Origin of the sequence: Pseudomonas sp. F1_0610, from assembly GCF_047470865.1 — a bacterium.
In the GTDB taxonomy this organism is placed as follows: Bacteria; Pseudomonadota; Gammaproteobacteria; order Pseudomonadales; family Pseudomonadaceae; genus JAZDRH01.
This window is the reverse complement of the sequence record NZ_JAZDRH010000013.1, coordinates 21454-48250: the sequence shown is the minus strand read 5'-3', so window position 1 is coordinate 48250 and position 26797 is coordinate 21454. Positions and strand designations below refer to the sequence as shown.

Genomic DNA, 26797 nt, shown 5'->3' with positions numbered 1-26797 from the left:
CATTTGAGGTATTATATTAATCACGTAGTTTACATGGGGTTGTCTGCCTTGTTGAGCAGCCCCAAAAAACACAAGAACAACCGTTTAGAGAGAGGAATGCTCGTGGATAACTCAACACTTCCAGTTTGGTTAGTACCTGTTATCACTTTTATCGTAGGCATTATCGTAGGCTATATTGTAGCACGCTTGCGCGGTGGTTCTGCCAACCAAACCCAACGCCAGCTGGATGAGCTACAAGAACGCTTTGATAACTATCAGGAAGAAGTTGTAGAGCAATTTCATAATGCGTCCAACATGGTAGGCAAACTAGCACAAAGCTACCAAGTGGTTCAGCAACAATTAGAAAAGAGCACTCAGCGTTTAGCACTGGATAACTCTTTACGCTCACGTATTGAATCAGAGGCGGAGGCTGTTGTAGATGTACCCCATGAAGCTGAACGCTTAACTGCAGCAGAAATTACTGAACCTGACTTTACACCTAAAGATTATGCGCCAAAGCATGAAGGTGAAGTTGGTACCTTAGATGAAAGCTTTGGTCTGAAGAAATAAATATAAAAAGCCCAAATACAGTTTGGGCTTTTTTTCATTTAGCGTTTGCTGGCGGCCTTACCCCGATTTCTGCTTTTAAGATTTCCTGCTTACCATTACGCAAAATATCCATTGTAATAATGCTACCTGGACGCATTCTTGCTACTTGATTCATGGCTGAACGCCCTTGGGTTGAAGCAATTCCATCAATTCTGACAATAATATCACCGGCTTGCAGACCAGCTTTCTCCGCCGGACCTCCTCGAAAAACACCAGCAACTAATACTCCAGCACGCTCAGAAACACCAAAAGACTCTGCTAAAGCTGGCGTTAAGGCTTGTACTTCTAGTCCTAACCAGCCTCGAATAACATGACCATGCTCAATAATAGATTCCATAACATCAATAGCTAACTTAGCAGGTATTGCAAAACCAATCCCCTGAGAACCTACATTGCGTAGAAAAATAGCGCTATTGATACCCACTAAACTGCCATGAGCATCTATTAGTGCACCGCCTGAGTTACCTGGATTTATTGCAGCATCTGTTTGAATAAAATCTTCATAGATATTAACGCCAAGTTCATGCCGACCTGTTGCGCTAATAATACCCATAGTCACTGTTTGCCCCACACCATAGGGATTACCAATGGCCATAACGACATCACCAATGCGCATTTGATCAAACTGAGCCAAAGTAATAGAGGGTAGGTTAGGTAAATCAATTTTCAAAACAGCTAAGTCCGTTTCAGGATCACTACCTATGACCTGCGCAAAGGTTTCACGCCCATCTTTTAGCGCCACAACAATTTGCTCAGCTTCTTTAATAACATGGTAATTAGTGAGCAAATAACCATTAGGGTCCATAATAACCCCAGACCCTAAGCTAGCGGCCATTCGTTGTTGGCGTGGTAAGTTATCTGCATACAGCTTATATTCGGGATCATTGCGTTTAGCTTCTGTCAGTGGATTCATAATACCTTTAGCTGTATAAAGGTTAACCACAGCAGGCGAGGCATTCTCCACAGCATCCGCATAGGAAACAGGTCCTTGTTTTTTACTGATATAAGCAGGGGCCTGCTTCATCTGTACTGTATTACTAGGTAAGCCAACCCATGTTGGAAAGCGTTGAATAACTAATAACGCGCATAGAATTCCAACAACAAGCGGCCAGCCTAAATAGCGCAATGTTTGACGCATAAGCCTACCTAAATGATAAAAATTTCACTAAAAAAGAGAGGCTTAGCATAGCAAAAACAAATTAACTTTACTTTGGATTTATAGCGCTGTAGCAAAAGTTACAATTAGCAGGCAATTAAACAGCTGGAAAGTACTTTTTCTCGTTGCTGCTGTAATAGCTTAGCCGCTATCTGTTTAGCCTGAGAATAGCTCATTTGCTGGCCTGCCTCTCCCCGATATTCATTGGTCCGCCATGCCAAAACCTTAGGGTAAAAAGCTTGATAGGCGTCGTAATCGACACTGGCATAGGCTTCCAACAAAGCTTTATATTTTTGGTAGTCTCTTGCATTAAAGTCTTTAAACGCTTTGTTTTCAGTCAAAAAACTCGCCTGCTCAAGCGTTAAGTGTTTATGGCAAAAAATCCCTGACTGCCCAATGAAACCACCTGAAAAAAATACTATTGAAAGCAACAAACTAACACCAATCAACCGCCCCCTTATGCTACTAACAGTCACTTTTTTTTGTTCTAATAAAGAGGCTGTAATACCGTAAAAAACCAATCCCATTATAAGAATAAGTCCTACGAGCATTGCTCCTTGTAGGTATCCGTTCATTTATACTACCCATTAATTTACGGACAAAATAGTATATTTCAAAGTATTTAGTGTAAACCTTGTATAGTTATTCGAATGACCCATATCAAGCATATTTTTTAGCTGATCTTAGCTATACTTCCAGCAAAATTGCAGTCTTCTTCTGCACAACATAATCTAAGGACTTGATCTATGAGTATTTCACGTAATGAGCTACTGCAGGCTTGTGATACCTTTTTGAGTACTCAAGCGATTGCTGACTACTGCCCTAATGGCTTGCAAGTTGAAGGTAGCGAACATATCCAATGCATTGTGTCTGGTGTAAGTGCTAGCCAAGCACTCATAGAGCGAGCTATTGAGCTCAAAGCAGATGCATTACTAGTGCATCACGGCTATTTTTGGAAGGGTGAAGATCAGCGTATTATAGGCATGAAACAACGCCGTATTAAGGCATTACTAGCCCATGATATCAACCTAATCGGCTACCACTTGCCATTAGATATACACCCGGAAGTAGGGAATAATGTCCAGTTAGCCCAGCGGTTAGGCATTAATATCACGGGCGGGCTTGACCCCAACAATCCCTATAGTATTGGTTTGCTTGGCGAGCTAACACAAAGTGTAACTGCAACTGAATTGGCTGAGCGCATTAACCTTGCACTACAACGTCCACCTTTAACCATTGATGTTCAACGCCCAATCAAAACAGTAGCGTGGTGCACTGGCGGTGCTCAAGACTATATTGCCAAAGCTGCTGCTCTAAATGCGGATGCTTATATTACAGGTGAAGTATCAGAGCGCACTGTGCTGTTCGCCCGCGAAAATAATATTAACTTTTTTGCAGCTGGTCATCATGCGACTGAACGTTATGGCGTTCAAGCATTAGGAGAATGGCTTGCAAAACGCTTTAACTTGACCCATCACTTTATTGATTGTGACAACCCCGCTTAGCCACTAACAAAAATTCACATATATACTCATTCCTTTAAGTTCTAACAATTTATTTTATTAGAACTTAATTGCCATGCTAGAGTTTAATTTCCTCGTAGGAACTCCTACATTTTGCCGCCATGCTTTTTCGCTAGCGGCTTTTTCTAGCTATATGTGACTTACCATGACCGACTCTTTGACGCATCTAAAACAGCTTGAAGCAGAAAGTATTCATATCATACGTGAAGTCGCTGCTGAGTTTGCCAACCCAGTAATGCTTTACTCTATTGGTAAAGACTCTGCCGTTATGCTTCACCTTGCACGCAAAGCATTCTTTCCAGGAAAGCTACCCTTTCCTGTACTGCACGTAGATACACGCTGGAAATTCCAAGAAATGTATCAGTTTCGCGAGCAAATGGTTAAAGATCTTGATTTAAATTTACTCACCCACATCAATCCTGATGGTATTACACAAAATATCAACCCATTCACCCATGGCAGCGCCAAACACACAGATATCATGAAAACCGAAGGGTTAAAGCAAGCCCTAGATCATTATGGTTTTGATGCAGCTTTTGGTGGTGCTCGCCGCGATGAAGAAAAATCGCGAGCCAAAGAGCGTGTTTATTCATTTCGCGACAGCAAGCATCGCTGGGATCCAAAAAACCAACGCCCAGAGCTATGGAATATCTACAATGGTAAAATTAACAAAGGGGAGTCTATCCGTGTATTCCCTCTCTCCAACTGGACCGAGCTGGATATATGGCAATATATCTACCTTGAAAGCATCCCAATAGTTCCCTTGTATTTTGCCGCACCTCGCCCAGTAATAGAGCGCGATGGCAGCCTTATCATGATTGATGATGAACGTATTCTTGAGCACCTATCTGACGAAGAAAAAGCCCAAATTACAACCAAAATGGTACGTTTTAGAACACTAGGCTGTTACCCACTAACAGGAGCAGTGGAATCGACTGCTGCAACACTGCCTGAGATTATTCAAGAAATGCTATTGACTCGAACTTCTGAGCGCCAAGGTCGCGTGATTGACCACGATGGAGCAGGCTCAATGGAAGAAAAGAAACGTCAAGGTTACTTCTAAGGATTAAGTTATGAGTCACCAAAGTGAATTAATCAGCCAAGACATTCTGGCTTATTTGGCACAGCATGAACGCAAAGAATTACTACGTTTCTTAACATGCGGTAATGTAGATGACGGCAAAAGCACCTTAATTGGCCGCCTACTACACGACAGTAAAATGATTTATGAGGATCATTTAGAAGCTATTACGCGTGATTCCAAGAAAGTGGGCACCCAAGGCGACGACATTGATCTTGCCTTGCTTGTCGATGGCTTGCAGGCTGAGCGTGAGCAAGGTATTACTATTGATGTGGCTTATCGCTATTTTAGTACTGCCAAACGCAAATTTATTATTGCTGATACCCCTGGTCATGCACAGTACACACGCAATATGGCAACAGGAGCCTCCACCTGCGATCTAGCTATTATATTGGTTGATGCACGCCATGGGGTGCAAGAGCAAACTCGTAGACACACCTATATTGCATCATTATTAGGTATTGGCCACATCATTGTCGCTATCAACAAAATGGATCTAAAAAACTATGATGAACAGGTTTTTTTAAACATCCAGAATGAATATCTAGCCTTTACTGAGCGCTTAAATATTTCCAGCAAGAATCTATTTTTCACACCCATTAGCGCGCTCAAGGGCGATAACGTGGTCAACCCAAGTGCTAATATGCCTTGGTATCAAAGGCAAACCTTGATGCAAATTTTAGAAACAGTGAACGTCCATCAAGATCACCACCAAGATCAAATGCGTTTTCCTGTGCAATACGTTAATCGTCCCAATCATAGCTTTCGAGGCTTTGCAGGCACCTTAGCCTCTGGCGTCGTCCGTAAAGGTGATCCTATTTGCGTTTTACCTTCTGGGGTGAGCAGCCAAATCAAATCAATTGTGACTTTTGATGGTGAACTCGATAAAGCCATTGCTGGCCAAGCTATCACCTTAACCTTAGAAGATGAAATTGATATTTCTCGCGGTGATATTATTGTGCAAAAAGTAGAGTCATCCACAGTGACTGATAACTTTGATGCCATGCTAGTATGGATGGCCGAACATCCACTACAGCCCGGGAAACGCTATGATATCAAGCGGGCAACAAGCTATGTTCCTGGCAATATTACGCAAATTCACTACCAAGTAGATGTAAATACCCAGTTACATAGCCCTGCCACGCAACTTGGGCTTAATCAAATAGGCAAAGTTCATCTAAGCTTAGATGCACCTATTGCATTAGATGACTACCAAACAAATAAAACAACAGGCGCCTTTATCATCATTGACCGACTCACCAATATTACGGTTGGTGCGGGCATGATTATTGATAGCCAAAAACAAACACCAAATGCACTACTAAAACCCCGTGTCCGTCAATTAGAACGCGCAGTACGTTTTGGCCAAGAACCTGTAACCTTGTTATTTACAGGCTTATCTGGCGCTGGGAAAAGCACATTGGCTTACGCTGTTGAACGTAAGCTATTTGATACAGGGCATGCTGTTTTTGTATTAGATGGCCAAACCTTACGCCATGATGTGACTAAAGGCGTAACGCAAGATCGCCAAGGACGCGCTGAAAACTGGAAAAAAGCGGCTTTAATTGCTCGTCAATTTAACCGCGCAGGGCTAATTACCTTAGCCGCCTTTGTTGCACCCGATGCTATTGCTCGAGAGCAAGCACAAGACATTATAGGAAAAGAGCGCTTACTAACAATTCACTTACAAGCCTCAGTTGAAACCTGTAAAGCTCGTGATCCGCAGGGTTTGTATGCTGCCAATCAAAATAATATTCCTGGCCAATCCTTTCCCTATGACGAGCCTGAAACCCCAGACTTAGTTATTAATACCCAAACTCATACTATTGAACAAAGCGTCCAGTTAGTCATAAATTTGTTACGTAACAAAGATATTATCTAAAGGCTTCTCCCCCATTTTTAAGGCATGCATTCCATAGTGAAGCATGCCTTTTTTTATACTGATAGCCTTGCTGGCGTTTTACTAAAAAAACATAGCGTTTCACAACTACAATAATGTCTTGTTTTATCCAACAATGCAGGCAGCACTGTTACTAGTGTATGCTCATTGAGGGATTACCATGACAAAAATAAATACGATGGAAAACCAACAGCAAGAGAAATGGAAAGATAAAAATCGTTATCTGTGGCTTTTTGGCCCAATGCTTCCAATTTCTATTTTAATAATGTGCTATTTATTTAGCCTCTATCCAAATAATACTTGGATACTCTCATATGGCGCCTTTATGCTATATGTCATAGTCCCAGTGCTAGATATTATTCTGGGACAAGATACCAACAACCCCCCTGAATCTGCTGTACCACAGCTTGAAAACGATCTTTACTACAGGCTCATTGTCTATTCTTATGTACCACTACAGCTGCTTACTACTGTATTTTGCATTTACCTTGCTATACAACCAAGCACTACTGTCGCGCAGATTATATTATTAACGCTAACGGCAGGCGGTATTAACGGTATAGGTATTGTGGTAGGACATGAATTAGGACATAAAACACGGCTTTTTGACCAATGGATGGCTAAAATAGGCTTATCTACCTGTGTATATGGCCACTTTTTTGTAGAGCATAACTGGGGGCATCATGTGAATGTTGCAACACCAGAAGACCCAGCAAGCTCACGTTTAGGTGAATCTTTCTGGGAGTTTTTACCACGTACAGTATTAGGTAGCCTAAAATCAGCACAGCATATCGAAACTAAACGTCTAAAACGTCTAGGAAAAAGTAAATGGAGCCTATCTAACCACAATTTACAAACGTGGATTATTTCAGCCATTCTCTTTGCTGCAATAACCATATGGCTCGGTTGGTTTGCTCTTGCTTTACTTATTGCGCAGGCTATTTTTGGTTTCTCTTTATTAGAGGTAGTAAACTATTTAGAACACTACGGTTTATTGCGCGAAAAAAATCCTCGTACAGGCCGCTATGTACCCTGTAACCCGCAGCACTCTTGGAACAGCAATAATATTTTAACTAACCTATTTATTTACCAATTACAACGCCACTCTGACCACCATGCCAATCCGCATCGGTCATACCAAGCATTGCGCCACTTTGATGAAAGTCCACAATTACCATCAGGATACGCAACCATGATATTAGTCGCCTATATTCCTTGGCTATGGTTTAAAGTGATGGATAAACGTGTAGCGGCTCACTATAACTATGACTTAACTCGCGCTCATATACATGAAAGGAAAAGAGCTTACTATCTCAACTCACCCTTGCATCGCGCAAACCAGAGCCAAGGTAACAACTCTGTTCCATCAATACTTTAACAAAAGAACAACACCCCCTTACCCAGTTTCGGCTGGGTTCTTTTTTTATAAAGCATCAGTTCAGGATTCATACTTGCAGTTCTTTAGAATATTCAGTAAAGTCGCAAGCCTGTCTTGGGGGAGTAGTCTGCTAAGTACCCTACTTAGCGTTTAGGTCAACATACTTGATCCGCAGATCATGGCCTAAACAACCAATTGGTTTGACAAGACCCATGGCACACACACCTCACCCGGGGCGGGAAGGTAGTGCGTGTCATGGAAATTGTAAACCCGCCCCTCAAGGAATCTTTTATGTTTGAATATCTAGAAGCACTCTTTGTACCAACGGGCATAGTTGCACTGGCTGAGATTGGCGATAAAACACAACTACTGGCACTTCTGCTCGCGGCACGTTTTCGTAAACCTATTCCAATTATTTTAGGTATTCTAGTTGCTACCGTGGCTAACCATTTATTAGCCGCTGTTATTGGCTATCAAGTCGCCAGTTTTTTCTCAGAATCAACATTAGCTTGGATTCTAGCCATCAGTTTCTTTGCTGTTGCTGCTTGGACATTAATCCCAGATAAAATAGATGATGATGAAGCTAGTCAAATTAAAAAATTTGGCCCTTTCGTAGCCACGCTGATTGCTTTCTTCATTGCTGAAATGGGCGATAAAACACAGGTTGCTACAGTTATGCTGGCTGCCCAGTACTCGCATTTTTGGATGGTGATTACTGGAACAACACTCGGAATTATGATTGCCAACGTGCCTGTTGTCTTAGCAGGAAACTTTAGCGCAGAAAAGCTTCCTTTGAAATTCATTCGTATCTTAGCCGCCAGTGCTTTTGCCATCTTAGGCTTATTTGCTGCTTACCAAGCCCTAACTCTATAACAGCAGCTTAGCACTTATGAAAAGGGCAGCCTAAGCTGCCCTTCTATTTAGAGTATCTGCTGCAATACATCTATCAATCGCTGATTCTCTTGTTCTGTACCTACCGTAATACGTAAGAACTGCTCAATCCGCTCTTGCTTAAAGTGACGTACTAAAATCGCGTTTTCACGTAATTTAGCAGCAATCTCTGCAGCCTCTTTTTCCACATGACTTGCAAACACAAAGTTAGCGGCCGAAGGCAATACTTCAAAACCTAAGGCGAGCAATGCCTGAGTTAGCTGTTCACGGCCCGCCACAACCTTGGCACAGCTTTGCTCAAAATAGGTTTTATCTTCAAAAGCAGCCACAGCACCGGCCATAGCAACACGATCAATAGGAAAAGAGTTAAAGCTATTTTTAACCCGCTCTAAAGCTTCAATTAGATCTACATGGCCTATGGCCAAGCCTACTCTTGCCCCCGCTAAAGAGCGCGATTTAGACAATGTTTGACAAACTAATAAGTTAGGATATTGATTCACTAAACCAACAGCTGTTTGTCCCCCAAAATCAATATAGGCTTCATCGACTAAAACAACTGAATTAGGATTGCTCTGTAATATCTGTTCAACAGCTGTTAAAGCAAGTAAACACCCTGTTGGTGCATTGGGATTTGGAAAAATAACACCACCATTATCTTGCTGATAATCGGCTGGGTTAATTTGAAAATCCTCATCTAGGGCAATTTGTTTGGCTTCAATGCCGTATAGGTTGCAATAAACAGGGTAAAAACTGTAGCTGATATCAGGAAATAACAAAGGTTTATTGTGTTGAAATAGCGCATAAAATGCATGTGCTAAAACTTCATCAGAACCATTGCCTACAAATACCTGTGCACTTTCTAATTGATAAAAATCTGCAACCGCTTTTTTTAATGAATCGCAATTAGGGTCTGGGTATAAGCGCAAATCAGCACTGACCTGTGCTCGCATTGCCTCAATAACTTTTGGCGATGGCGGATAAGGGTTTTCATTGGTATTTAGCTTCACTAGATTAGTGATTTTTGGCTGTTCGCCTGGTACGTAAGGCACTAGATCTTGTACAAACGGACTCCAGAATTTACTCATTTTAAATTACTCCTTGATCCGATATTCAGCACTACGCGCGTGCGCTGTTAATGATTCACCACGGGCTAACACAGAAGCTACTTTTCCAAGTTCTGAAGCGCCATCACGAGAACAATTAATAATTGATGAACGTTTTTGAAAATCATATACGCCTAATGGCGATGAATAACGGGCAGTACCCGAAGTAGGCAATACGTGGTTAGGTCCAGCACAATAATCACCCAATGCTTCTGCTGTGTAGCGTCCCATAAAAATAGCGCCTGCATGACGAATAGTAGGCAGCATAGCTTCTGGATCAGCAATAGATAATTCAAGGTGTTCAGGTGCAATTCGGTTAGCTACTTCAGCGGCTTGCGCTAAATCCTTAACCCAAATCAAAGCACCACGCTCACGCAAAGAGGTGCGTGCTATAGTTTCACGTTCTAAACTAGGTAGTAATTTTTCAATACTGGCTGCTACTTTATCTAAGAAAGCCGCATCTGGACTAAGTAAAATAGATTGGGCTTGTTCATCATGCTCAGCTTGGCTAAACAAATCCATAGCAATCCAGTCAGGATCTGTTTGTCCATCACAAATAACTAAAATCTCTGAGGGTCCAGCAATCATATCAATTCCCACTTTGCCAAACACATGACGTTTAGCAGTGGCAACATAGATATTGCCTGGGCCAACAATTTTATCAACCGCTGGCACACTTTCAGTACCATAGGCCAATGCGGCAATAGCCTGCGCACCACCAATAGTAAACACCCGATCAACACCTGCAATAGCTGCTGCTGCCAATACCAGCTCGTTCACCTCGCCCCGCGGTGTTGGCACTACCATCACTACTTCGTTAACACCTGCTACCTTTGCTGGAATCGCATTCATTAATACCGATGATGGGTAAGAAGCTTTCCCGCCTGGAACATACAGGCCAGCTTTATCTAGTGGTGTAATTTTCTGCCCTAAAATAGTACCGTCCGCCTCAGTGTAACGCCAAGAATCTTGCTGCTGGTGCTCATGATAAGCACGCACACGCTTAGCTGCTATTTCTAAGGCATGACGCTGCTCATCAGTGATTTCTGTTAGTGCTTGCTCTAAACGCTCACGGGGAAAGATCAAATCTTGCATGCTTTGCACGTCTAGCTGATCAAACTGTCGAGTGTAGTCAATTAGTGCAGCATCACCTCGTTGGCGCACGTTACTAATGATATCCAGCACACGTTGGTTAACGCTGGTATCAGAAACACTTTCCCAACTTAGCAATTGATCAAGCTGACGAGAGAAGTCACTCGCGTTAGCATCAAGGCGACGAATTACAGATGTATCAGTCATAGCAGGCCTCAAGTTTGGCTAAACACTCAGGCGCCGCTGTTATAACTTTATCCTGTAAACGTGGGCACCCGAGTATGGAAGGTATAAACGCAAACAGGCAGCGCTAGTTTACAGCGCTGGAGTTTGTGTCTATCAATGTCGTGCATCAACCGCTTGGCTTAGCGTTTGAATGAGTGCTTGAATTTTCCCATGCTTCATTTTCATTGAAGCACGATTTACCACTAGTCGAGAACTTACTTCGCAAATAAAGTCTTGCGGCTCTAATCCATTCGCACGTAAGGTATTTCCCGTATCAACAACGTCAATAATTTTATCCGCTAAGCCTACTAAGGGCGCCAGCTCCATAGAGCCATAAAGCTTAATAATTTCCACTTGACGACCTTGCTCTGCGTAGTAACGTTTAGCTACATTGACGAACTTAGTAGCCACACGCAAGCGCCCTACTGGCTCAGCTTGCCCAGCGACACCTGCTGTCATTAATTTACATTTGGCAATTTGCAAGTCTAATGGCTCGTATAACTCTTGACTGCCATGCTCAAGCAATACATCTTTGCCAGCCACGCCTAAGTCAGCCGCACCATGCTCTACGTAAGTAGGCACATCAGTGGCACGCACAATAAGCAAACGTACATCATCGCGCGTAGTAGGGATAATGAGTTTACGGCTTTTTTCTGGGTTTTCAGTCGGAATAATCCCTGCCTGCTCCAATAGCGGCAGGGTATCATCCAAAATACGCCCTTTTGATAAGGCAATTGTTAACATTCAACTAACCTGGTATACGACGGATTTTTGCACCAAGTAACTGCATTTTTTCCTCGATGCATTCATAACCACGGTCGATATGGTAAATACGATCAATCAGTGTATCACCTTCGGCCATTAAAGCGGCAATTACTAAACTTGCAGAAGCACGTAAATCAGTTGCCATTACAGGTGCTGCTTTTAAAAGCGCTACACCAGAACTAATAGCTGTATTGCCTTCAATTTGAATTTTAGCGCCCATTCTCTGCATCTCTAACACATGCATAAAACGGTTTTCAAAAATTGTTTCAATCACAGTACCTTGCCCTTCTGCTACAGCATTCATAGCAATAAACTGTGCTTGCATATCCGTAGGAAAAGCTGGGTAAGGCGCTGTACGCAGGTTGACCGCTTTAGGGCGTTTACCATGCATATTCAGTTCAATCCAGTCATCACCTGTTTGTATATCAGCACCGGCTTCCTGTAATTTAGATAATACGGCTTCTAAAATGGTAGGGTCGGTATCTTTTAGTTTAACACGACCGCCAGTGGCTGCTGCTGCAACTAAATAGGTGCCGGTTTCAATACGGTCTGGCATCACGGTATAGGTTGTACCTTGCAAACGATCAACACCATCAATAATAATGGTATCTGTACCAGCACCTTCAATTTTGGCTCCCATTTGAATTAAGCAGTTCGCTAAATCCACAATTTCTGGCTCGCGTGCAGCATTTTTCAATACTGAACGGCCTTTGGCTAAGGCAGCAGCCATCATAATATTTTCAGTGCCTGTAACACTAACAATATCAAAGAAGAACTGACCGCCACGCAAACCACCCTCTGGTGCTTTGGCTTTTATGTAGCCATTTTCTACTTCAATATGTGCACCTAATGCTTCTAAACCACGAATATGTAAATCCACAGGGCGAGAACCAATAGCACAACCACCGGGTAGAGCAACTTCTGCTTCGCCAAAGCGCGCGACCATAGGGCCTAACACTAAAATTGACGCACGCATAGTTTTTACCAGCTCGTAAGGCGCAACTAAGCTAGAAATAGTACTGGAGTCAATTTCAACACTGAGTTTTTCATCAATTACAGGCTGAACCCCCATACGACCAAACAACTCAATCATGGTTGTAATGTCATGAAGATGCGGTAAATTACAAATTGTAATTGGGCTATCTGCTAATAAAGTTGCCGCTAGAATAGGTAGTGCTGCGTTTTTGGCGCCCGAAATACGGATTTCGCCATCAAGGCGATTACCACCTGTAATAATCAGTTTATCCATCTAGATCTCATTACTCTTACGCGCGAGCAGCCCAAGCTGCTTTATTAAAGAATTTCATACTTACCGCGTGCACACGTCCATCGGCAATCCATGGATTAATTTCACGATAAATAGCCTGTTGACGTTTGACTGGGCTTTGCGCTGCCAGTTCATCACTACAGATTAATAAAGTAAAACTACAGGAGTCGCCATCACGTTCCACATGAGCATCTGTAAAAGCCGATTCAATAGCTTGCTTTAATTCTTCAAAATACATGCCAAAACTCTCAACATCAAAAGGTGTCTATCATTCAGCCTGGTGCTGACTGATTAATACGGATTCTAAACCACATACCTGTGCAATTTGCTGCATATCATTAGGTAAATTTCGCACTTGATAGTTTTTACTGCTGGCTAAAGTAGCACGTATGAAAGCCAAGACCAAAGCAACACCAACACTACTTGACTTACTTACTTGTGCGCAGTCTATAACAATGTTGCTATGGCTGCAGCTAGCAATCAGTTTTTTGCCTTGTTCACACAAGGCGTTACCCGTACTGTAATCCAATACCCCACTCAGGTGCAGAATACCCGTTTGCTCTAAAGCAACCTGTGCTTGGCTCACTTGCTATTACCTTCTTTAGCTTTGCCAACAATATTTGCCCAGTCATTAATAACTAGGTCTAAATTATTACGGTTTTTCTGCATAGCTTCTGCGAACTGATCACGAAACAGCTTACCAATATTAATACCATTAATGATCACATTGCGTACTTGCCAATGGCCATTTTTAAGCTCCATGGTATAGGACATAGGGTAAACTGTGCCATTAGTATCAGTTACTTCCATCTGCACTTCGGCACGTTTAGGATTACGCTGACGTGCTTCTGGTAAAATACGAATAGACTGGTTGTTATATTCTAACAGTGCATTGCCATAGAACTGCATTAATCCTTGTTTAAAATTTTCTTGAAAGCGTGCCATTTGTTCTGGGCTTGCCTGGTTAGCAAAGCGCACAGTCATCACACTACGCGAAATACCTTCAACATCTACTACAGGCGCTAAAATATTATTCATTGCCTGATAAAACAATTGCGGATTTTGTTTGTAGTTTTCTTTATTGACTTTTAAGTCTGCCAGTAAAGCATCTGTTGTATTTTTAACTACAGTGTAAGGTGTTTCTACTGTGTTAGCCTGTGCCCATACAGGTAACACCATCATTACAGCTAAACCTAAATTACGTATAAAACGCAACATAATTAATCCTTTTTATCACTATTTACAGTATTTAATAAAAATTTCCCAATCAACTCTTCTAGTATTAAAGAGGATTGGGTGTCATACACTATGCTTTCATTTTCTAATACTTCTGCATCACCACCTTGACTAATGCTGATGTATTTCTCACCTAATAAACCGGCAGTCATAATAGAGGCAGTACTGTCTGCGGGGATGTAATTGACTTTTTTATCTAGCTCAATAGTCACCTTGCTTACAAACTCATCCAACTCAATAGCGGTAACCTTACCCACATTAACTCCCGCCATACTCACCTTGGCTCGGGTAGTTAAACCCGCCACATTATCAAAGTAGGCATAAACTCGATAGGTTTCTTGCCCGCCGCCAACGCTTAGCCCGCTTACACGTAATGCTAATAAAACTAAAGCGAAGATACCGGCTAACAAAAACAAACCGACTACTAACTCTAACGTGCGCTCACGCATTAGAAATCTCCAAACATTAAAGCCGTCAAAATAAAATCCAAACCTAATACAGCTAAAGATGCATACACCACTGTACGGGTAGTAGCGCGGCTAATACCTTCAGAAGTAGGCTCACAATCATAGCCTTGAAATACCGCAATCCAAGTAACAACTAAAGCAAAAACAATACTTTTAATAACGCCATTAACTACATCTTTATCAAAGCTAACGCTATTTTGCATATTGCCCCAATATGAGCCGTCATATACACCGAGCCAATCTACAGCCACCATAGCCCCGCCCCAGATGCCAACTACAGTAAAGATAGCTGCCAACAATGGCATAGAAATGAAGCCTGCCCATAACCTAGGCGCAACAATATACTTTAAAGGGTCAACTCCTATCATTTCTAAACTAGATAGTTGCTCTGTTGATTTCATATTGCCAATTTCTGCCGTCAGCGCCGAACCAGCACGCCCTGCAAACAATAGTGCTGTCACTACAGGGCCTAACTCACGAAGCAAGGTTAAAGAGACCATCTGCCCTACAGCTTGCTCTGAGCCAAAGCCCACCAAAATACTGTAACCTTGCAAAGCTAGAACCATGCCAATAAACAAGCCAGACACCACAATAATTGGCAGAGATAATACACCTACCGAGTAAAGCTGCTTAACCAATAAGTGCAAGCCTTTACCCGCACTTGCACGCCCTAAAATAGCGTGCATTAAAAAAATCACTGAGCGCCCCATTGCTCGAATAACAGCTAACCCAGAGCGCCCTAACAAACTTAGTTTTTCAACAATTAGGCTAATCATTTTCTTTTTCCTAACAGCTGTTCTTGGTAGTTAGGCGCTTTAAAATGAAAAGGAACAGGTCCATCTGGTGAGCCTTGCATAAACTGTAACACCCTTGGGTCTGTTGAATTCATTAACTCATCAGGTGTGCCATAACCTAGTACTTGAGCATCTCCAACAACATAAATGTAGTCCGCAATACTAGCTGTCTCTGCGATATCATGTGAAACCACAATACTTGTAATACCTAAAGCATCATTCAACAAACGAATCAAGCGTACTAGCACGCCTTTGGCAATAGGGTCCTGACCTACAAAAGGTTCGTCATAAAGAAGAATTTCTGGGTCTAATGCAATGGCACGTGCCAAAGCTACACGTCGTTTCATTCCACCAGACAGTTCATCTGGCATTAACTCTATAGCCCCTCTTAACCCTACTGCCTGTAACTTCATTAAAACAATGTCACAAATAATTTCATCGGGCAGTTTTGTGTGAACTCGTAGAGGAAATGCAACATTTTCAAAGACATTTAAGTCGGTAAATAAAGCACCACTTTGAAATAGCACACCAAACTGTTTACGCATTTCAAATAAAGCGCTGCGAGAAAGGCTAGGAAGATTTTTATCATTAACTATAACTTGACCTTTTTCAGGCATTAATTGGGCTGCGATTAGGCGCAGCAGCGTGGTTTTACCACAGCCTGATGGCCCCATAATGCCTACAACACTACCACGCGGTATTTGCAAATCGACATTGTCATAAATTTTACGCGAGCCTCGACTAAAGGTGACGCCCTTTAACTCGACGGCAAACTCGCCTTTAGCCATCTAAATCACTCCTTCGCCAGTATTTTTACTGATTTAAAGCGCCTGCAAACTGCCAAATATACACTGTTTATGTCACCTTCCCAAGCTTTGCTCTAGATGATAGGTGAGCGTTTGAAATAAATTGCGTATAATTGATTTTTTTTCCGCAGTGTAGACCCATGACCCATTCAATCAGTTTAATAGATTCTGCTAAACGCACCATTTCTCTAGAGATGCAAGCTATTGAACACCTCAAGCAACGCATTAATGCAGACTTTGAAAAGGCCTGCCAACTACTGCTTGCCTGCAAAGGTCGCATTGTTGTTGTAGGCATGGGCAAATCTGGACATATTGGGCGCAAAATTGCGGCTACACTCGCCAGCACAGGCAGCCCTGCCTTTTTTGTTCACCCTGCTGAAGCAAGCCATGGCGATATGGGCATGATCACTCAAAATGATGTCGTACTTGCCATTTCAAATTCAGGCACAACCAATGAAGTGGTTACTTTAATTCCGCTTATCCAACGCATGGGGATCCCCTTCATTACCATGACTGGCAATGCACAATCTGTCATGGCACAAAGCGCTCAGGTTAATTTAGACACCAGCGTTGAAAAAGAGGCCTGCCCTCTCAACTTGGCACCCACCTCATCAACCACTGTAACCTTGGTTTTAGGCGATGCTTTAGCTATTGCACTATTGGAAGCCCGTGGCTTTACAGCTGAAGACTTTGCATTTTCTCACCCAGGTGGTGCGCTTGGACGCCGTCTTTTACTGCGTGTAAAAGATATTATGCATCAAGGCGATGAGTTGCCTTGTGTACAACCAGGTATGGAGTTAAAAGCTGCCTTGCTCGAAATGACTAAAAAAGGCTTAGGCATGACACTTATCGTGGACGAACAAAACCAACTTGCTGGAATTTTTACAGATGGCGACTTACGCCGTGCGCTAGACAAAGGAATTGATGTTCGCCAAGCCACAATAGATGAGCTAATGACCAAAGGTGGAAAATTTGTTCAACCTGATATGCTTGCCGCCCAGGCGCTAAAAATTATGGAAGATTTTAAAATTAGCCAGCTACCTGTATTGGATGCTAAGCAACAAACTATTGGTGCCATCACTATGCATGACCTTTTACGAGCAGGGGTAATCTAATGTCGCCAATACTTGCAGCCGAACTAAAACAACGGATACAGAACATACGCTTAGCGGTGTTTGATGTAGATGGCGTATTAACAGATGGTCGTCTGTATTTTCTAGCCGATGGCAGTGAATTTAAATCTTTTAACACTTTAGACGGCCAAGGCATTAAGATGCTACAACGCTCTGGAGTAGATACTGCTATTATTACAGGCAGACGCTCTGCAGTAGTTGAGTTACGGGCAAAAAATCTAGGCATTTCACATCTTTATCAAGGCCGTGAAGATAAGCTTACAGCCTTAGATGAATTGTTAAGCACACTTAAACTTTCTTACGAAAATGTTGCCTATCTAGGCGATGATTTACCCGATTTGGCCGTTATTCGTCGTGTAGCCTTTGGTGCTGCTGTAGCTAATGCAGAGCCTTTCATTAAAGCCCATGCTGACTATGTCACTCAAGCTAAAGGCGGTGAAGGTGCTGCACGCGAGTTTTGCCAAATTATTATGGCGGCTCAAGGATCATTGGAAAACGTACTTAATTCTTATTTGTAATAGCGATGGGACAGATGCTCAATTTTTCCACATTACCCAACTATATTCGCTACACTATTTTCTTTTTGCCGTTTGCCCTGTTATTAGCGGCACTGGGTTACATTGACTGGTCAAGTGATAGCAAAACTAATTCTGATCAAAATATGGCTACACAAACTATTGATTTTTTTGTAACAAACTCAGAAAGCATTCAGTTTAATGAAGAAGGTCATTTACGTTATGTACTACTAGCCAAAAAACTAGATCATATACTTGAAACTGATATTTCTTACGTCGATAGACCCAATATGTCCTTGTATCGCAAAACGAGTGATATACCTTGGCATATTATTAGTGACAAGGGCGAAGTAAGCCCAGCGGGTAAAGAGGTAGAGTTAATTGACAATGTACGAATTAGCCGTATGGACGAGCTACAACGGAACAGCGTACTAACAACTCAGCGCCTCACCTATATACCTGATGAAAATATCGCAAAAACTAAAGAATCCGTGCGCATGGAAACCAACCTAGATACAACCACTGCAATCGGAATGGAAGCATTTATTAATGACGGCAAAGTTAACTTGTTGTCAAATGTTCGAGGTGAGCATGAAGTTCGCTAATTATTATAAAACGCTGTTAGCACTAAGCCTAACATTGAGCAGCTTAACAGCTACAGCTCTGCCTAGTGACCGTGAACAACCTATTCGTATCCAGGCCGATACAGGTCAACTTGATGAAAAAGAACGCGTTGCTGTCTACAAGGGCAATGTAATCATGACTCAAGGCACCATGATTGTAAAAGGTAATACTGTCACTATTACACAAAACCCAGATGGCAGCATTCGCACCTTTACTTCTAATGGTGGCCCTGCCTACTTTGAGCAAAAACCTGATGTCGACAAAGAAGTGGTTAAGTCTTATGGGCAACAAATTCAATATCTAGTTAGCCAAGACCGAGTCGTTATTACTGGTAATGGGAAAATCATCCAACAAGGTAATACCTTTGAAGGTGAGAAAATTGTTTATGACACCAAACGCCAAATCATTAACGCAGGCAGCTTAGGTGGCAATACCGGCACTGGTAATAAACGCATTGATATGATTATTCAGCCTAAGAAAGAATCAGGTAACTAATACTTATGAGCGTACTTTCAGCCAAGCACCTTGCCAAAAGCTATAAAAAGCGCACTGTAGTTCATGATGTCAGCATACGTATTGAAAGTGGCCAGATTGTAGGTTTACTTGGGCCAAATGGCGCTGGGAAAACCACCTGCTTTTATATGATAGTAGGCTTAGTACGCTCAGATAATGGCACCGTCAGCATTGATGATCAAGACATCACGTTTTTGCCTATGCATGGCCGAGCCAAGTCTGGAGTTGGCTATCTTCCTCAAGAAGCTTCTATTTTTCGCAAAATGACGGTTAGCGAAAATATTTTAAGTATTCTAGAAATACGCCCTGAACTTTCAAAAGAGCAGCGTATGGCAGAAATGGAAAGCTTACTCAAAGAGTTTAACATTACCCATATCCGCGACAGCCTAGGTATGAGTCTATCCGGTGGTGAACGCCGTCGTGTTGAAATTGCACGCGCCTTAGCTACCAACCCTAAATTTATCTTGCTTGATGAACCTTTTGCCGGTGTCGATCCTATTTCTGTTAGTGATATTAAACAGATTATTTATCATCTAAAAAGTAAAAATATTGGCGTTTTAATTACTGATCACAATGTGCGCGAAACACTAGATATCTGTGAAAAAGCCTATATTGTTAACAGCGGTAAGATTATTGCAGAAGGTGATTCTGAAACTGTTTTAAACAACGAAACCGTTAAAGAAGTCTACTTAGGGCACGAATTCCGTCTCTAGTCATATTCTGTAGGCGGCTTTAGCTGCCTACTTTTCTTCTTGTGCTAAAGTTTAGCGCTCAACACTAGCCAAAGATCAAAAATTCAGGCATAAAATTTGCTACAGTGTTCACAGCTATTTTATTTGGAGTTTTGATTTATCTATGAAAGCCTCGCTTGTCCTCAAATTGGGCCAACAACTGAGCATGACGCCTCAGTTGCAGCAGGCTATTCGTTTGCTTCAACTTTCAAGCTTGGACTTACAAACTGAAATTCAGCAAGCATTAGAGTCAAACCCAATGCTAGAGCTAGAAGATGCCAGCAATAGTATTGAAATAAAAGATAACACCAATAAAGCAGAGCTTGACCGTCAAGATGAAAACCCATGGTCTGAGCAAATTCCTGAAAATCTACCGATAGACACTGCTTGGGAAGATATCTACCAAACCAGCGCCAGCAATTTACCTGTAGCTAGCGAAGACTGGGATTATGGTGCAACTACAGCCGCCATTCCTGATCTTTACGATCATCTACTTTGGCAGCTTAATTTAGCGCCCATGACCGATATCGACCGCCTTATTGCTACCACCTTAATAGACGCATTAGACGCGGACGGCTACTTACGCGAACCTTTAGAAGATATTTGCGCCAGCTTTGCGCCTGAGCTAGGTATTGAGCTAGATGAAGTGCAGGTTGTATTACATCGCATACAACACTTTGAGCCAACTGGCGTAGCAGCCCGCAATCTCAGTGAATGCCTATTACTACAATTAAACCAATTACCTGAAGACACTGCTTATCTAGCACAGGCTAAAAAACTCTGCACACAGTTTTTAGATCAACTAGGCGGAAAAGACTTTAGTTTAGTTTTACGCCGTCTAAAAATTAATATGGATGAGTTAAGTGCTATTACGCGATTAATTAAAACGCTTGATCCAAAACCTGGTGCCTCTATCGGTGGAGAAGAAGCAACCTATATCATTCCAGATATTATTGTGCGTAAAGAAAAGAGCCGCTGGCTGGTAGAACTTAACCCTGAAGTAATGCCTAAACTCAACATAAATAGTTATTACCAAAGCTTTATCCAAAGAGCAGATCAAAGCGATGACAACCTCTATATGCGCAATCAGCTGCAAGAGGCAAAATGGTTTATTAAGAGCTTACAAAGTCGAAGTGAAACACTACTCAAAGTAGCCACAACTATTTTAAACGTGCAAAAAGGCTTCTTTGAAGAAGGCCCAGAGGCGATGAAACCTCTTGTGTTAGCAGAAGTTGCCGAACAACTTGGCATGCACGAATCTACCATTTCACGCGCTACTACCCAAAAGTATATGCATACTCCTCGAGGGATTTTTGAACTAAAGTATTTCTTTTCTAGTCACGTTAATACAGCCGAAGGTGGTGAATTTTCATCAACTGCTATTCGTGCTCTAATTCGTAAGCTGGTTGAAAAAGAAGATCCCAAAAAACCCTTGAGTGATAGCAAAATTGTTGATTTACTAGAGGAACAAGGTATTCAAGTGGCTAGACGCACCATTGCTAAGTATAGAGAATCCTTAGGAATCTTATCGTCTAGTGAGCGTAAGCAACGTTTATAAGTGTAACTATGGGTAAACTAGCCTAGAAATACAGCAAATCGCTTGTATTTTGATTGGGTTGATTAAGGAGAGCAGTATGCAAGTCAACATTACCGGACACCAATTAGAAGTTACTGATGCCTTACGTGACTATGTTAGCGAGAAATTTGCTAAACTAGAGCGGCATTACGATAAGATCACCAGTGCTAATGTGATTCTCAGTGTAGAAAAGCTTAAGCAAAAAGTAGATGCAACCTTGCTTATTGCTGGTGGAGATATTGTAGGCAATGCTGAACATGAAGATATGTATGCTGCAATAGACTTATTAGTTGATAAACTCGATCGCCAGTTGATTAAACATAAAGAGAAATTGTTAGATCGACAAAAAGGCGTTCTCGACCGCTGATACTAAACAATGATTTCAATAGAACAAATCCTGACCCCCAGCCGTTGCCTAGTCAACGCGCTGGGTGGCAGTAAAAAACGCGTTTTAGAACAAATTGCACACCTTGTCGCTAACGATCAAAGCGATATCGATGAGGATGCCTTGTTTGAAAACTTAATTGCCCGCGAACGCTTAGGCTCTACTGGCTTTGGTAACGGAATAGCTATTCCTCATTGCCGCATGCCAGGCTGTACTTCACCTATTAGTGCAGTACTTCATCTAGAAACACCCATTGACTTCGATTCAATTGATGGAGAGCCCGTAGACTTACTTTTTGTACTTTTAGTACCAGAAGAAGCTACAGACGAGCATTTAGAGCTGTTAAGGCAAATTGCTACTATTTTAGAAAAACCAACTACTTTAGAGCAATTACGCCAAGCCACTAACAGCGAAGCCCTCTATAAAGCTGTTATTAATGCACAACCTGCACCACAGCTACACAATGCAGACTAACTTGAGGATCACATGCGATTAATTATCGTTAGTGGACGTTCTGGTTCAGGCAAGAGCACAGCGCTTGATGTACTTGAAGATAACGATTTTTATTGTATAGATAATCTTCCCGCTTTATTGCTGCCCCAGCTTGCTGAGCGCACCTTGCTCTCAGCAGAGCTGTTGCATCCGCTGGTTGCGGTATCTATTGATGCTCGTAATATGCCTAATCAGCTAGCACAATTTCCAGCTTTGCTGCAAACAGTCCGCGAGCGCAATATTGATTGTCAAATTCTCTATCTTGATGCTGATGACAAAACCTTACTCAAGCGTTTTTCAGAGACCCGCCGACGGCATCCGCTAACGAACGATACACGTTCTCTAGCAGAGGCCATTGAAGATGAAAATACAGTTTTAGAGCCCATTGCATCCTTAGCTGATGTCAGCATTGATACCAGTGAGTTAAACCTCTACCAGCTAAGAGATACTATTAAACTCCAGCTATTAGAGCGCCCCGAACCCACTACCGCATTTCTAGTTGAGTCCTTTGGTTTTAAGCGCGGAATTCCTATTGATGCAGATTTAGTTTTTGATGTACGCTGCCTACCTAATCCTTATTGGAAGCCAGATCTGCGTCCACTTTCTGGATTAGATCAAGCCATCAAAGACTATTTAAGTGGCCAGCACGATGCCGAAGAAATGTATCAAGATATCTACACTTACCTAAGCAAATGGCTGCCACGTATTGCCGCTAGCAATCGTGCTTATGTCACCATAGCCATTGGCTGCACAGGCGGACGTCATCGCTCAGTTTATCTGGCTCAGCGTTTAAGTGAAGCGCTCAGTGCTGAACTTAATAACGTTCAAGTACGTCACCGCGATTTAAAACTAGAAGGTCAATAACTGCCTATGCAACGCTGCGAACTTCATATCATTAATAAACTAGGTTTACATGCACGTGCGGCCGCTAAATTTGTTAGCACTGCCTCTGCCTTTCCTTGCAGTATAAAAGTAGGACGCAGCGCAGAACAGCTATCTGATGGGAAAAATATTATGTCTGTCATGATGCTTGCTGCTAGTAAAGGTACAAGCCTAGTGCTGATTACCGATGGCGAACAAGAAGAACAAGCACAAGCAGCTCTGATCGATTTAGTGAATCGTTATTTTGATGAAGAACAATAGTTAAGGCATCAAACACTCCGGCCCATCAAAGTCTGGATCACTCACCCAACGACTCACCTTGCGCTCAAAAAGCTGAGGCTGCACTACCAGATCATCAGCCAGCCCTACCAAAGATTCATCTTTATTTAGCCAACGACGCATCATCTTCTTATTCAATAAAAGGGGACGACGTAATTGAGCCGCTTGATAAGTCAGCATTGCCACGCTCAAATACTGCTTGCCTGCAATGTCAAAGGATTCCCAAATACCAGCCAAAAAAATAAGCGGCTGCTGAGCTTGGAATAACCAATACGCCTGCTTACGCTCTTTGCCACGCCATTCAAAAAAACCATTGGCAACAATGGCGCAACGCCGTTGGGCATACGCTTGTTTAAACATAGGTTGCTGTTCTATTGTTTCAAGGCGCGCATGGGGCGCTGCTCTTGAAAAGTCAGTCATCCATTGTGGTGTTAGCCCCCATAAGGCTAAATCAGCTTGAAGATCGCTTTCTTGACGTAACATTAGAACAGACTTATTAGGCACTAAATTCCAATGTGCCTGCATGTTTTGTGGAAAACCTGAAATAACACTTAATGTTTGCGGCCACTCAAATAAAGCAATGCGTCCCGCCATAAATTAACAACCTTACCGAAAAATTTGACCTATTCATTCAACTAAATACGTGCTTATCGCCTAGTTTAACGCTGATAGAGCATGTAATAATTAAACCCATTTTACTAATAGTGTATAGTAGCCCACTTTACATCTATGATGCCCAACGCTCCATCATCAGTTAATGAGTAGAAAATGGATCCATTCAGCGATATTCGCCCTTTTAATGACAATGAAGTTTCAAGCATTCTTCAGCGCTTGCAATCGGATCAAGCCTTTCTAAATACTATTTCTAGCTTTAGCTTTCCACGCCTTCATCGTTATTTAGGCCCCTTATTACGCCGCCTCGTCGCTTGGCGCTTAAAAGCTAAAACACGCAACTTAAAAACCGTTGACGATGTACAGCTACTGGTTGAAAGCTATGTAGCCAAGAGTATTGATTCAACCTGTGATAGTTTTACTATCAGTGGCTTAGAGCATTTACAAGACCAACAAGCACACTTACTAATGGCTAACCATCGTGATATTGTGATGGATCCTGCCTTGGTAACCTATGCTATGTATAGGGCAAAACAAGCTACTCCACGCATTGCGATTGGCGATAATCTATTACAGCGCCCCTTTGTTAGCGATCTCATGCGCTTGAATAAAAGCTTTATTGTCAAACGCTCCGTTGAAGGGCGCCGCGAAAAACTCGCTGCTTTTTTACAGCTATCTGACTACATTAATCAGTCTATCACTCAAGACAACGCCTCTATTTGGATTGCCCAAGCAGAAGGCCGGGCTAAAGATGGCAATGATGAGACAGATAGCGCTATTTTGAAAATGTTTCATATGAGCCGCAAAGATGAAGATTTTGCGTCAGTTATCCAGTCTCTCAACTTGATGCCAGTATCTATTAGTTATGAATATGATCCTTGCGATCTAGCCAAAGCGCGTGAGCTTTATATGCTAGACAGCACAGGCGCCTACAATAAAGCCAGCGGTGAAGATGACGCCAGTATTGCCAAAGGTATTACTGGTTACAAAGGTCGTGTGCACATCCACTTTTGCCCAATAATTAAAGAGGCTAGTGACAACCCTAAAGCACTAGCTAAAGCAATTGATATTCAAATTATTGGTAATTACCAATTACGCCCTATTCATTACCTTGCATGGCAGCAATGGGGTAAGCGTGATCAACAACTAAAGGTAACACCTCCTGCCTTTTCTGCAGAAGAGCTAGCTCAAGCTACCGCCTATCTAGCTAAACGTAGCGCACAATGCCCAGCTGAGCATTTGCCGTACTTAATTGAGCAATACGCCAATCCGGTACAAAACTACTACTTATTACAACAAGCAGTGCCACAGCCCTGCTAACTTACGATGAATAAAGGTTTAAACATGGCTTGGCTACAAGTTCGACTTGCTATTACACCTGAACAGGCAAACCACTGGGAAGATCAACTGCTAGAGATGGGCGCAGTTTCTGTTACCTTTATGGACGCCCAAGATCAGCCTATCTATGAACCAGATTTAGGCACAACACCGCTATGGACACAGACACATTTGTTAGCTTTATTTGAAAGCGACGTTACACAAGAACAAGTGCTTGCTCAATTGCAACTGCGCAATAACCAGTTACCTGAAACAGCGTTTGAGACTATTGAAGATCAAGACTGGGAACGTAGTTGGATGGATAACTTCCATCCAATGCAGTTTGGCAAACGTCTCTGGATAGTACCTAGCTGGCATCAAGCACCTGAGCCTCAAGCTGTCAACCTATTACTCGACCCAGGCCTAGCCTTCGGCACAGGTACACACCCTACAACAGCACTATGCTTAGAATGGCTAGATCAGCAAAACCTCGATCATAGCCAATTACTTGATTTTGGCTGTGGCTCAGGCATTCTAGCCATAGCAGGATTATTGCTAGGTGCTCAGCATGCTGTGGGCACAGATATTGATCCACAAGCCCTAGAAGCTTCACGTGATAACGCACAGCGCAATCAAATTCCAGATACTCAGTTTGATTTATATCTACCTAAAGATATGCCCCAACAATCCTTTGATGTTGTAGTCGCCAATATTCTTGCAGGCCCTTTAGTAGAACTTGCACCTGTTATCACCTCGCATACAAAACTAGGGACGCGTCTAGCTTTATCTGGCATATTAGCCGAACAGGCAGAAGATGTGCGTCAAGCCTATGAAAAGGATTTTGCGCTTGATCTTACCACTGAAAAAGAAGGCTGGGTGCGCATTAGTGGTGTGCGTCGCTAAACGCCTAACGCCGTGCTATTAGCAGTGAATAACTATGAGCAATAATTTAATTACCCAGTGCCCTTTTTGCCAAACTCGCTTCCGCTTAAAACCTGAGCATCTAGAAGTTGCTCAAGGCAAGGTACGCTGTGGCTCTTGTTCTCAGGTATTTAATGCCAAGCAGCATTTAATAACTGAACCTCTTATTATTCCTGTATTGCATGATGCATTGAGTTCCTTTGAACATACCGCACAAGCCAGCACTCCGAGAGATACCGATACTATTAGCGCCACTCATCATAGTGTTACAAACGACAAACAAAAGCTACTTAAGCAACAGGAAAGCGCCTCTGTAAACGCACTGTTAGATACGCAAGATCTCAACCAGCTTGAGGCGCAATTCAAAGAGTTTTTCTCTAACACTATAGGCGAGCCTAGTAAGTTTGCCGAGCCTGCCGAGCCTGCCGAGCCTGCCGAGCCTGCCGAGCCTGCCGAGCCTGCCGAGCCTGCCGAGCCTGCCGAGCCTGCCGAGCCTGCCGAGCCTGCCGAGCCTGCCGAGCCTGCCGAGCCTGCCGAGCCTGCCG

General features: G+C 42.5%; 32 protein-coding genes and 1 riboswitch. Of the genes, 19 read left to right on the top strand and 13 right to left on the bottom strand.

The annotated features are described in order from the left end of the window. Positions 1-102 precede the first annotated feature (102 nt). Positions 103-549: a YhcB family protein gene (locus VQ643_RS08945; protein ID WP_414199363.1), complete on the top strand. Its 447-nt coding sequence runs from the start codon at positions 103-105 to the stop codon at positions 547-549. A gap of 34 nt (positions 550-583) precedes the next feature. Here the strand turns inward: VQ643_RS08945 and VQ643_RS08940 are convergent, their stop codons facing one another. Next, on the bottom strand, positions 584-1726 hold the full coding sequence (locus VQ643_RS08940; protein ID WP_414199362.1) for a S1C family serine protease: 1143 nt from the start codon (positions 1724-1726) through the stop codon (positions 584-586). Between the two features lie 104 nt (positions 1727-1830). Further along, positions 1831-2319, bottom strand: a complete 489-nt coding sequence (locus VQ643_RS08935; protein WP_414199360.1) for a hypothetical protein — start codon at positions 2317-2319, stop codon at positions 1831-1833. Between the two features lie 171 nt (positions 2320-2490). On the opposite strand from VQ643_RS08935, the gene VQ643_RS08930 reads away from it, so the two are divergent. From VQ643_RS08930 to VQ643_RS08910, 5 genes are all read left to right on the top strand, one after another. Next, positions 2491-3249, top strand: coding sequence for a Nif3-like dinuclear metal center hexameric protein (locus VQ643_RS08930; RefSeq protein ID WP_414199359.1), 759 nt, complete (start codon positions 2491-2493; stop codon positions 3247-3249). 163 nt (positions 3250-3412) lie between these two features. Then, on the top strand, positions 3413-4330 hold the full coding sequence (cysD, locus tag VQ643_RS08925) for a sulfate adenylyltransferase subunit CysD (protein ID WP_414199358.1): 918 nt from the start codon (positions 3413-3415) through the stop codon (positions 4328-4330). A gap of 10 nt (positions 4331-4340) precedes the next feature. Continuing rightward, entirely contained in the window at positions 4341-6230 is a 1890-nt protein-coding gene (cysN, locus tag VQ643_RS08920; protein WP_414199357.1) for a sulfate adenylyltransferase subunit CysN, read from the top strand. 178 nt (positions 6231-6408) lie between these two features. Then, complete coding sequence (locus VQ643_RS08915) at positions 6409-7626, top strand: alkane 1-monooxygenase (RefSeq protein WP_414199355.1); 1218 nt, start codon at positions 6409-6411, stop codon at positions 7624-7626. A 105-nt stretch (positions 7627-7731) separates the two neighbouring features. Beyond that, a riboswitch (yybP-ykoY riboswitch) is annotated at positions 7732-7906 on the top strand. A gap of 11 nt (positions 7907-7917) precedes the next feature. Beyond that, complete coding sequence (locus VQ643_RS08910; RefSeq protein WP_414199354.1) at positions 7918-8499, top strand: TMEM165/GDT1 family protein; 582 nt, start codon at positions 7918-7920, stop codon at positions 8497-8499. A gap of 47 nt (positions 8500-8546) precedes the next feature. Here the strand turns inward: VQ643_RS08910 and hisC are convergent, their stop codons facing one another. From hisC to VQ643_RS08860, 10 genes are all read right to left on the bottom strand, one after another. Further along, complete coding sequence (gene hisC / locus VQ643_RS08905) at positions 8547-9602, bottom strand: histidinol-phosphate transaminase (protein ID WP_414199352.1); 1056 nt, start codon at positions 9600-9602, stop codon at positions 8547-8549. A gap of 6 nt (positions 9603-9608) precedes the next feature. Beyond that, a complete protein-coding gene (hisD, locus tag VQ643_RS08900) occupies positions 9609-10919 on the bottom strand; it encodes a histidinol dehydrogenase (protein ID WP_414199350.1) in 1311 nt (436 codons plus the stop codon). A gap of 132 nt (positions 10920-11051) precedes the next feature. Beyond that, complete coding sequence (gene hisG / locus VQ643_RS08895; RefSeq protein ID WP_414199348.1) at positions 11052-11681, bottom strand: ATP phosphoribosyltransferase; 630 nt, start codon at positions 11679-11681, stop codon at positions 11052-11054. Positions 11682-11685: 4 nt separating this feature from the next. Next, on the bottom strand, positions 11686-12951 hold the full coding sequence (gene murA / locus VQ643_RS08890) for a UDP-N-acetylglucosamine 1-carboxyvinyltransferase (protein WP_414199346.1): 1266 nt from the start codon (positions 12949-12951) through the stop codon (positions 11686-11688). A 16-nt stretch (positions 12952-12967) separates the two neighbouring features. Then, a complete protein-coding gene (locus tag VQ643_RS08885) occupies positions 12968-13207 on the bottom strand; it encodes a BolA family protein (RefSeq protein ID WP_414199345.1) in 240 nt (79 codons plus the stop codon). Positions 13208-13237: 30 nt separating this feature from the next. After that, positions 13238-13555 carry a lipid asymmetry maintenance protein MlaB gene (locus tag VQ643_RS08880; RefSeq protein ID WP_414199344.1) on the bottom strand — a complete coding sequence of 106 codons (318 nt, stop codon included), beginning with the start codon at positions 13553-13555 and terminating at the stop codon, positions 13238-13240. Next, entirely contained in the window at positions 13552-14187 is a 636-nt protein-coding gene (locus VQ643_RS08875) for a phospholipid-binding protein MlaC (RefSeq protein ID WP_414199342.1), read from the bottom strand. The genes VQ643_RS08880 and VQ643_RS08875 overlap by 4 nt, the downstream gene beginning before the upstream one ends. Before the next feature lie 2 nt (positions 14188-14189). Further along, positions 14190-14654, bottom strand: a complete 465-nt coding sequence (gene mlaD / locus VQ643_RS08870; protein ID WP_414199341.1) for an outer membrane lipid asymmetry maintenance protein MlaD — start codon at positions 14652-14654, stop codon at positions 14190-14192. Further along, positions 14654-15448, bottom strand: coding sequence for a lipid asymmetry maintenance ABC transporter permease subunit MlaE (mlaE, locus tag VQ643_RS08865; RefSeq protein ID WP_414199339.1), 795 nt, complete (start codon positions 15446-15448; stop codon positions 14654-14656). Before mlaE ends, mlaD begins: the two co-directional genes overlap by 1 nt. Beyond that, entirely contained in the window at positions 15445-16254 is an 810-nt protein-coding gene (locus tag VQ643_RS08860; protein WP_414199337.1) for an ATP-binding cassette domain-containing protein, read from the bottom strand. Before VQ643_RS08860 ends, mlaE begins: the two co-directional genes overlap by 4 nt. 158 nt (positions 16255-16412) lie before the next feature. Here VQ643_RS08860 and VQ643_RS08855 point away from each other — a divergent pair, with 158 nt between their 5' ends. The 10 genes from VQ643_RS08855 to VQ643_RS08810 all read left to right on the top strand — a co-directional run bounded on the left by VQ643_RS08855 (position 16413) and on the right by VQ643_RS08810 (position 23384). Then, complete coding sequence (locus VQ643_RS08855; protein WP_414199335.1) at positions 16413-17387, top strand: KpsF/GutQ family sugar-phosphate isomerase; 975 nt, start codon at positions 16413-16415, stop codon at positions 17385-17387. Beyond that, positions 17387-17923 (top strand): KdsC family phosphatase, encoded by a 537-nt coding sequence (locus tag VQ643_RS08850; protein ID WP_414199333.1) that lies wholly within the window; start codon positions 17387-17389, stop codon positions 17921-17923. The genes VQ643_RS08855 and VQ643_RS08850 overlap by 1 nt, the downstream gene beginning before the upstream one ends. 14 nt (positions 17924-17937) lie before the next feature. After that, a complete protein-coding gene (lptC, locus tag VQ643_RS08845) occupies positions 17938-18525 on the top strand; it encodes an LPS export ABC transporter periplasmic protein LptC (RefSeq protein WP_414199332.1) in 588 nt (195 codons plus the stop codon). After that, positions 18512-19039, top strand: a complete 528-nt coding sequence (gene lptA, locus VQ643_RS08840) for a lipopolysaccharide transport periplasmic protein LptA (RefSeq protein WP_414199330.1) — start codon at positions 18512-18514, stop codon at positions 19037-19039. Before lptC ends, lptA begins: the two co-directional genes overlap by 14 nt. A 5-nt stretch (positions 19040-19044) precedes the next feature. Beyond that, the gene (lptB, locus tag VQ643_RS08835; protein ID WP_414199328.1) at positions 19045-19770 is read left to right on the top strand and encodes an LPS export ABC transporter ATP-binding protein; all 726 of its coding nucleotides are present in this window, start codon (positions 19045-19047) and stop codon (positions 19768-19770) included. A 142-nt stretch (positions 19771-19912) separates the two neighbouring features. Continuing rightward, positions 19913-21346 (top strand): RNA polymerase factor sigma-54, encoded by a 1434-nt coding sequence (locus tag VQ643_RS08830; protein WP_414199326.1) that lies wholly within the window; start codon positions 19913-19915, stop codon positions 21344-21346. 76 nt (positions 21347-21422) lie between these two features. After that, positions 21423-21731, top strand: coding sequence for a ribosome hibernation-promoting factor, HPF/YfiA family (gene hpf / locus VQ643_RS08825; RefSeq protein ID WP_414199324.1), 309 nt, complete (start codon positions 21423-21425; stop codon positions 21729-21731). 9 nt (positions 21732-21740) lie between these two features. Then, positions 21741-22223, top strand: a complete 483-nt coding sequence (gene ptsN / locus VQ643_RS08820; protein WP_414199323.1) for a PTS IIA-like nitrogen regulatory protein PtsN — start codon at positions 21741-21743, stop codon at positions 22221-22223. A gap of 12 nt (positions 22224-22235) precedes the next feature. Continuing rightward, a complete protein-coding gene (rapZ, locus tag VQ643_RS08815; protein WP_414199321.1) occupies positions 22236-23105 on the top strand; it encodes an RNase adapter RapZ in 870 nt (289 codons plus the stop codon). Between the two features lie 6 nt (positions 23106-23111). Beyond that, positions 23112-23384 (top strand): HPr family phosphocarrier protein, encoded by a 273-nt coding sequence (locus VQ643_RS08810; protein WP_414199319.1) that lies wholly within the window; start codon positions 23112-23114, stop codon positions 23382-23384. Here VQ643_RS08810 and VQ643_RS08805 read toward each other — a convergent pair whose 3' ends face one another. Next, complete coding sequence (locus tag VQ643_RS08805; RefSeq protein WP_414199318.1) at positions 23385-23996, bottom strand: SOS response-associated peptidase; 612 nt, start codon at positions 23994-23996, stop codon at positions 23385-23387. A gap of 174 nt (positions 23997-24170) precedes the next feature. On the opposite strand from VQ643_RS08805, the gene VQ643_RS08800 reads away from it, so the two are divergent. The 3 genes from VQ643_RS08800 to VQ643_RS08790 form a co-directional block, all read left to right on the top strand. Then, the gene (locus VQ643_RS08800) at positions 24171-25334 is read left to right on the top strand and encodes a 1-acyl-sn-glycerol-3-phosphate acyltransferase (protein WP_414199316.1); all 1164 of its coding nucleotides are present in this window, start codon (positions 24171-24173) and stop codon (positions 25332-25334) included. Positions 25335-25358: 24 nt separating this feature from the next. Further along, positions 25359-26234, top strand: a complete 876-nt coding sequence (gene prmA, locus VQ643_RS08795) for a 50S ribosomal protein L11 methyltransferase (RefSeq protein ID WP_414199315.1) — start codon at positions 25359-25361, stop codon at positions 26232-26234. Positions 26235-26268: 34 nt separating this feature from the next. Continuing rightward, positions 26269-26797, top strand: a 529-nt coding sequence (locus VQ643_RS08790; protein ID WP_414199314.1) for a zinc-ribbon domain-containing protein, incomplete at its 3' end; no start/stop codon positions are given.

What these genes read in the sequence shown, in the direction of transcription:
- VQ643_RS08850 (WP_414199333.1), top strand. Translation starts at nt 17,387, where the DNA reads ATGTCGCCAATACTTGCAGCCGAACTAAAACAACGGATACAGAACATA.
- VQ643_RS08875 (WP_414199342.1), bottom strand. Translation starts at nt 14,187, where the DNA reads ATGTTGCGTTTTATACGTAATTTAGGTTTAGCTGTAATGATGGTGTTA.
- ptsN (WP_414199323.1), top strand. Translation starts at nt 21,741, where the DNA reads ATGATTTCAATAGAACAAATCCTGACCCCCAGCCGTTGCCTAGTCAAC.
- VQ643_RS08885 (WP_414199345.1), bottom strand. Translation starts at nt 13,207, where the DNA reads ATGTATTTTGAAGAATTAAAGCAAGCTATTGAATCGGCTTTTACAGAT.
- mlaD (WP_414199341.1), bottom strand. Translation starts at nt 14,654, where the DNA reads ATGCGTGAGCGCACGTTAGAGTTAGTAGTCGGTTTGTTTTTGTTAGCC.
- cysN (WP_414199357.1), top strand. Translation starts at nt 4,341, where the DNA reads ATGAGTCACCAAAGTGAATTAATCAGCCAAGACATTCTGGCTTATTTG.
- lptC (WP_414199332.1), top strand. Translation starts at nt 17,938, where the DNA reads ATGCTCAATTTTTCCACATTACCCAACTATATTCGCTACACTATTTTC.
- VQ643_RS08860 (WP_414199337.1), bottom strand. Translation starts at nt 16,254, where the DNA reads ATGGCTAAAGGCGAGTTTGCCGTCGAGTTAAAGGGCGTCACCTTTAGT.
- VQ643_RS08800 (WP_414199316.1), top strand. Translation starts at nt 24,171, where the DNA reads ATGGATCCATTCAGCGATATTCGCCCTTTTAATGACAATGAAGTTTCA.
- VQ643_RS08810 (WP_414199319.1), top strand. Translation starts at nt 23,112, where the DNA reads ATGCAACGCTGCGAACTTCATATCATTAATAAACTAGGTTTACATGCA.
- hisC (WP_414199352.1), bottom strand. Translation starts at nt 9,602, where the DNA reads ATGAGTAAATTCTGGAGTCCGTTTGTACAAGATCTAGTGCCTTACGTA.
- VQ643_RS08855 (WP_414199335.1), top strand. Translation starts at nt 16,413, where the DNA reads ATGACCCATTCAATCAGTTTAATAGATTCTGCTAAACGCACCATTTCT.
- murA (WP_414199346.1), bottom strand. Translation starts at nt 12,951, where the DNA reads ATGGATAAACTGATTATTACAGGTGGTAATCGCCTTGATGGCGAAATC.
- VQ643_RS08830 (WP_414199326.1), top strand. Translation starts at nt 19,913, where the DNA reads ATGAAAGCCTCGCTTGTCCTCAAATTGGGCCAACAACTGAGCATGACG.
- rapZ (WP_414199321.1), top strand. Translation starts at nt 22,236, where the DNA reads ATGCGATTAATTATCGTTAGTGGACGTTCTGGTTCAGGCAAGAGCACA.
- cysD (WP_414199358.1), top strand. Translation starts at nt 3,413, where the DNA reads ATGACCGACTCTTTGACGCATCTAAAACAGCTTGAAGCAGAAAGTATT.
- VQ643_RS08930 (WP_414199359.1), top strand. Translation starts at nt 2,491, where the DNA reads ATGAGTATTTCACGTAATGAGCTACTGCAGGCTTGTGATACCTTTTTG.
- lptA (WP_414199330.1), top strand. Translation starts at nt 18,512, where the DNA reads ATGAAGTTCGCTAATTATTATAAAACGCTGTTAGCACTAAGCCTAACA.
- hisG (WP_414199348.1), bottom strand. Translation starts at nt 11,681, where the DNA reads ATGTTAACAATTGCCTTATCAAAAGGGCGTATTTTGGATGATACCCTG.
- hisD (WP_414199350.1), bottom strand. Translation starts at nt 10,919, where the DNA reads ATGACTGATACATCTGTAATTCGTCGCCTTGATGCTAACGCGAGTGAC.
- mlaE (WP_414199339.1), bottom strand. Translation starts at nt 15,448, where the DNA reads ATGATTAGCCTAATTGTTGAAAAACTAAGTTTGTTAGGGCGCTCTGGG.
- VQ643_RS08910 (WP_414199354.1), top strand. Translation starts at nt 7,918, where the DNA reads ATGTTTGAATATCTAGAAGCACTCTTTGTACCAACGGGCATAGTTGCA.
- prmA (WP_414199315.1), top strand. Translation starts at nt 25,359, where the DNA reads ATGGCTTGGCTACAAGTTCGACTTGCTATTACACCTGAACAGGCAAAC.
- VQ643_RS08940 (WP_414199362.1), bottom strand. Translation starts at nt 1,726, where the DNA reads ATGCGTCAAACATTGCGCTATTTAGGCTGGCCGCTTGTTGTTGGAATT.
- lptB (WP_414199328.1), top strand. Translation starts at nt 19,045, where the DNA reads ATGAGCGTACTTTCAGCCAAGCACCTTGCCAAAAGCTATAAAAAGCGC.
- VQ643_RS08935 (WP_414199360.1), bottom strand. Translation starts at nt 2,319, where the DNA reads ATGAACGGATACCTACAAGGAGCAATGCTCGTAGGACTTATTCTTATA.
- VQ643_RS08915 (WP_414199355.1), top strand. Translation starts at nt 6,409, where the DNA reads ATGACAAAAATAAATACGATGGAAAACCAACAGCAAGAGAAATGGAAA.
- hpf (WP_414199324.1), top strand. Translation starts at nt 21,423, where the DNA reads ATGCAAGTCAACATTACCGGACACCAATTAGAAGTTACTGATGCCTTA.
- VQ643_RS08805 (WP_414199318.1), bottom strand. Translation starts at nt 23,996, where the DNA reads ATGGCGGGACGCATTGCTTTATTTGAGTGGCCGCAAACATTAAGTGTT.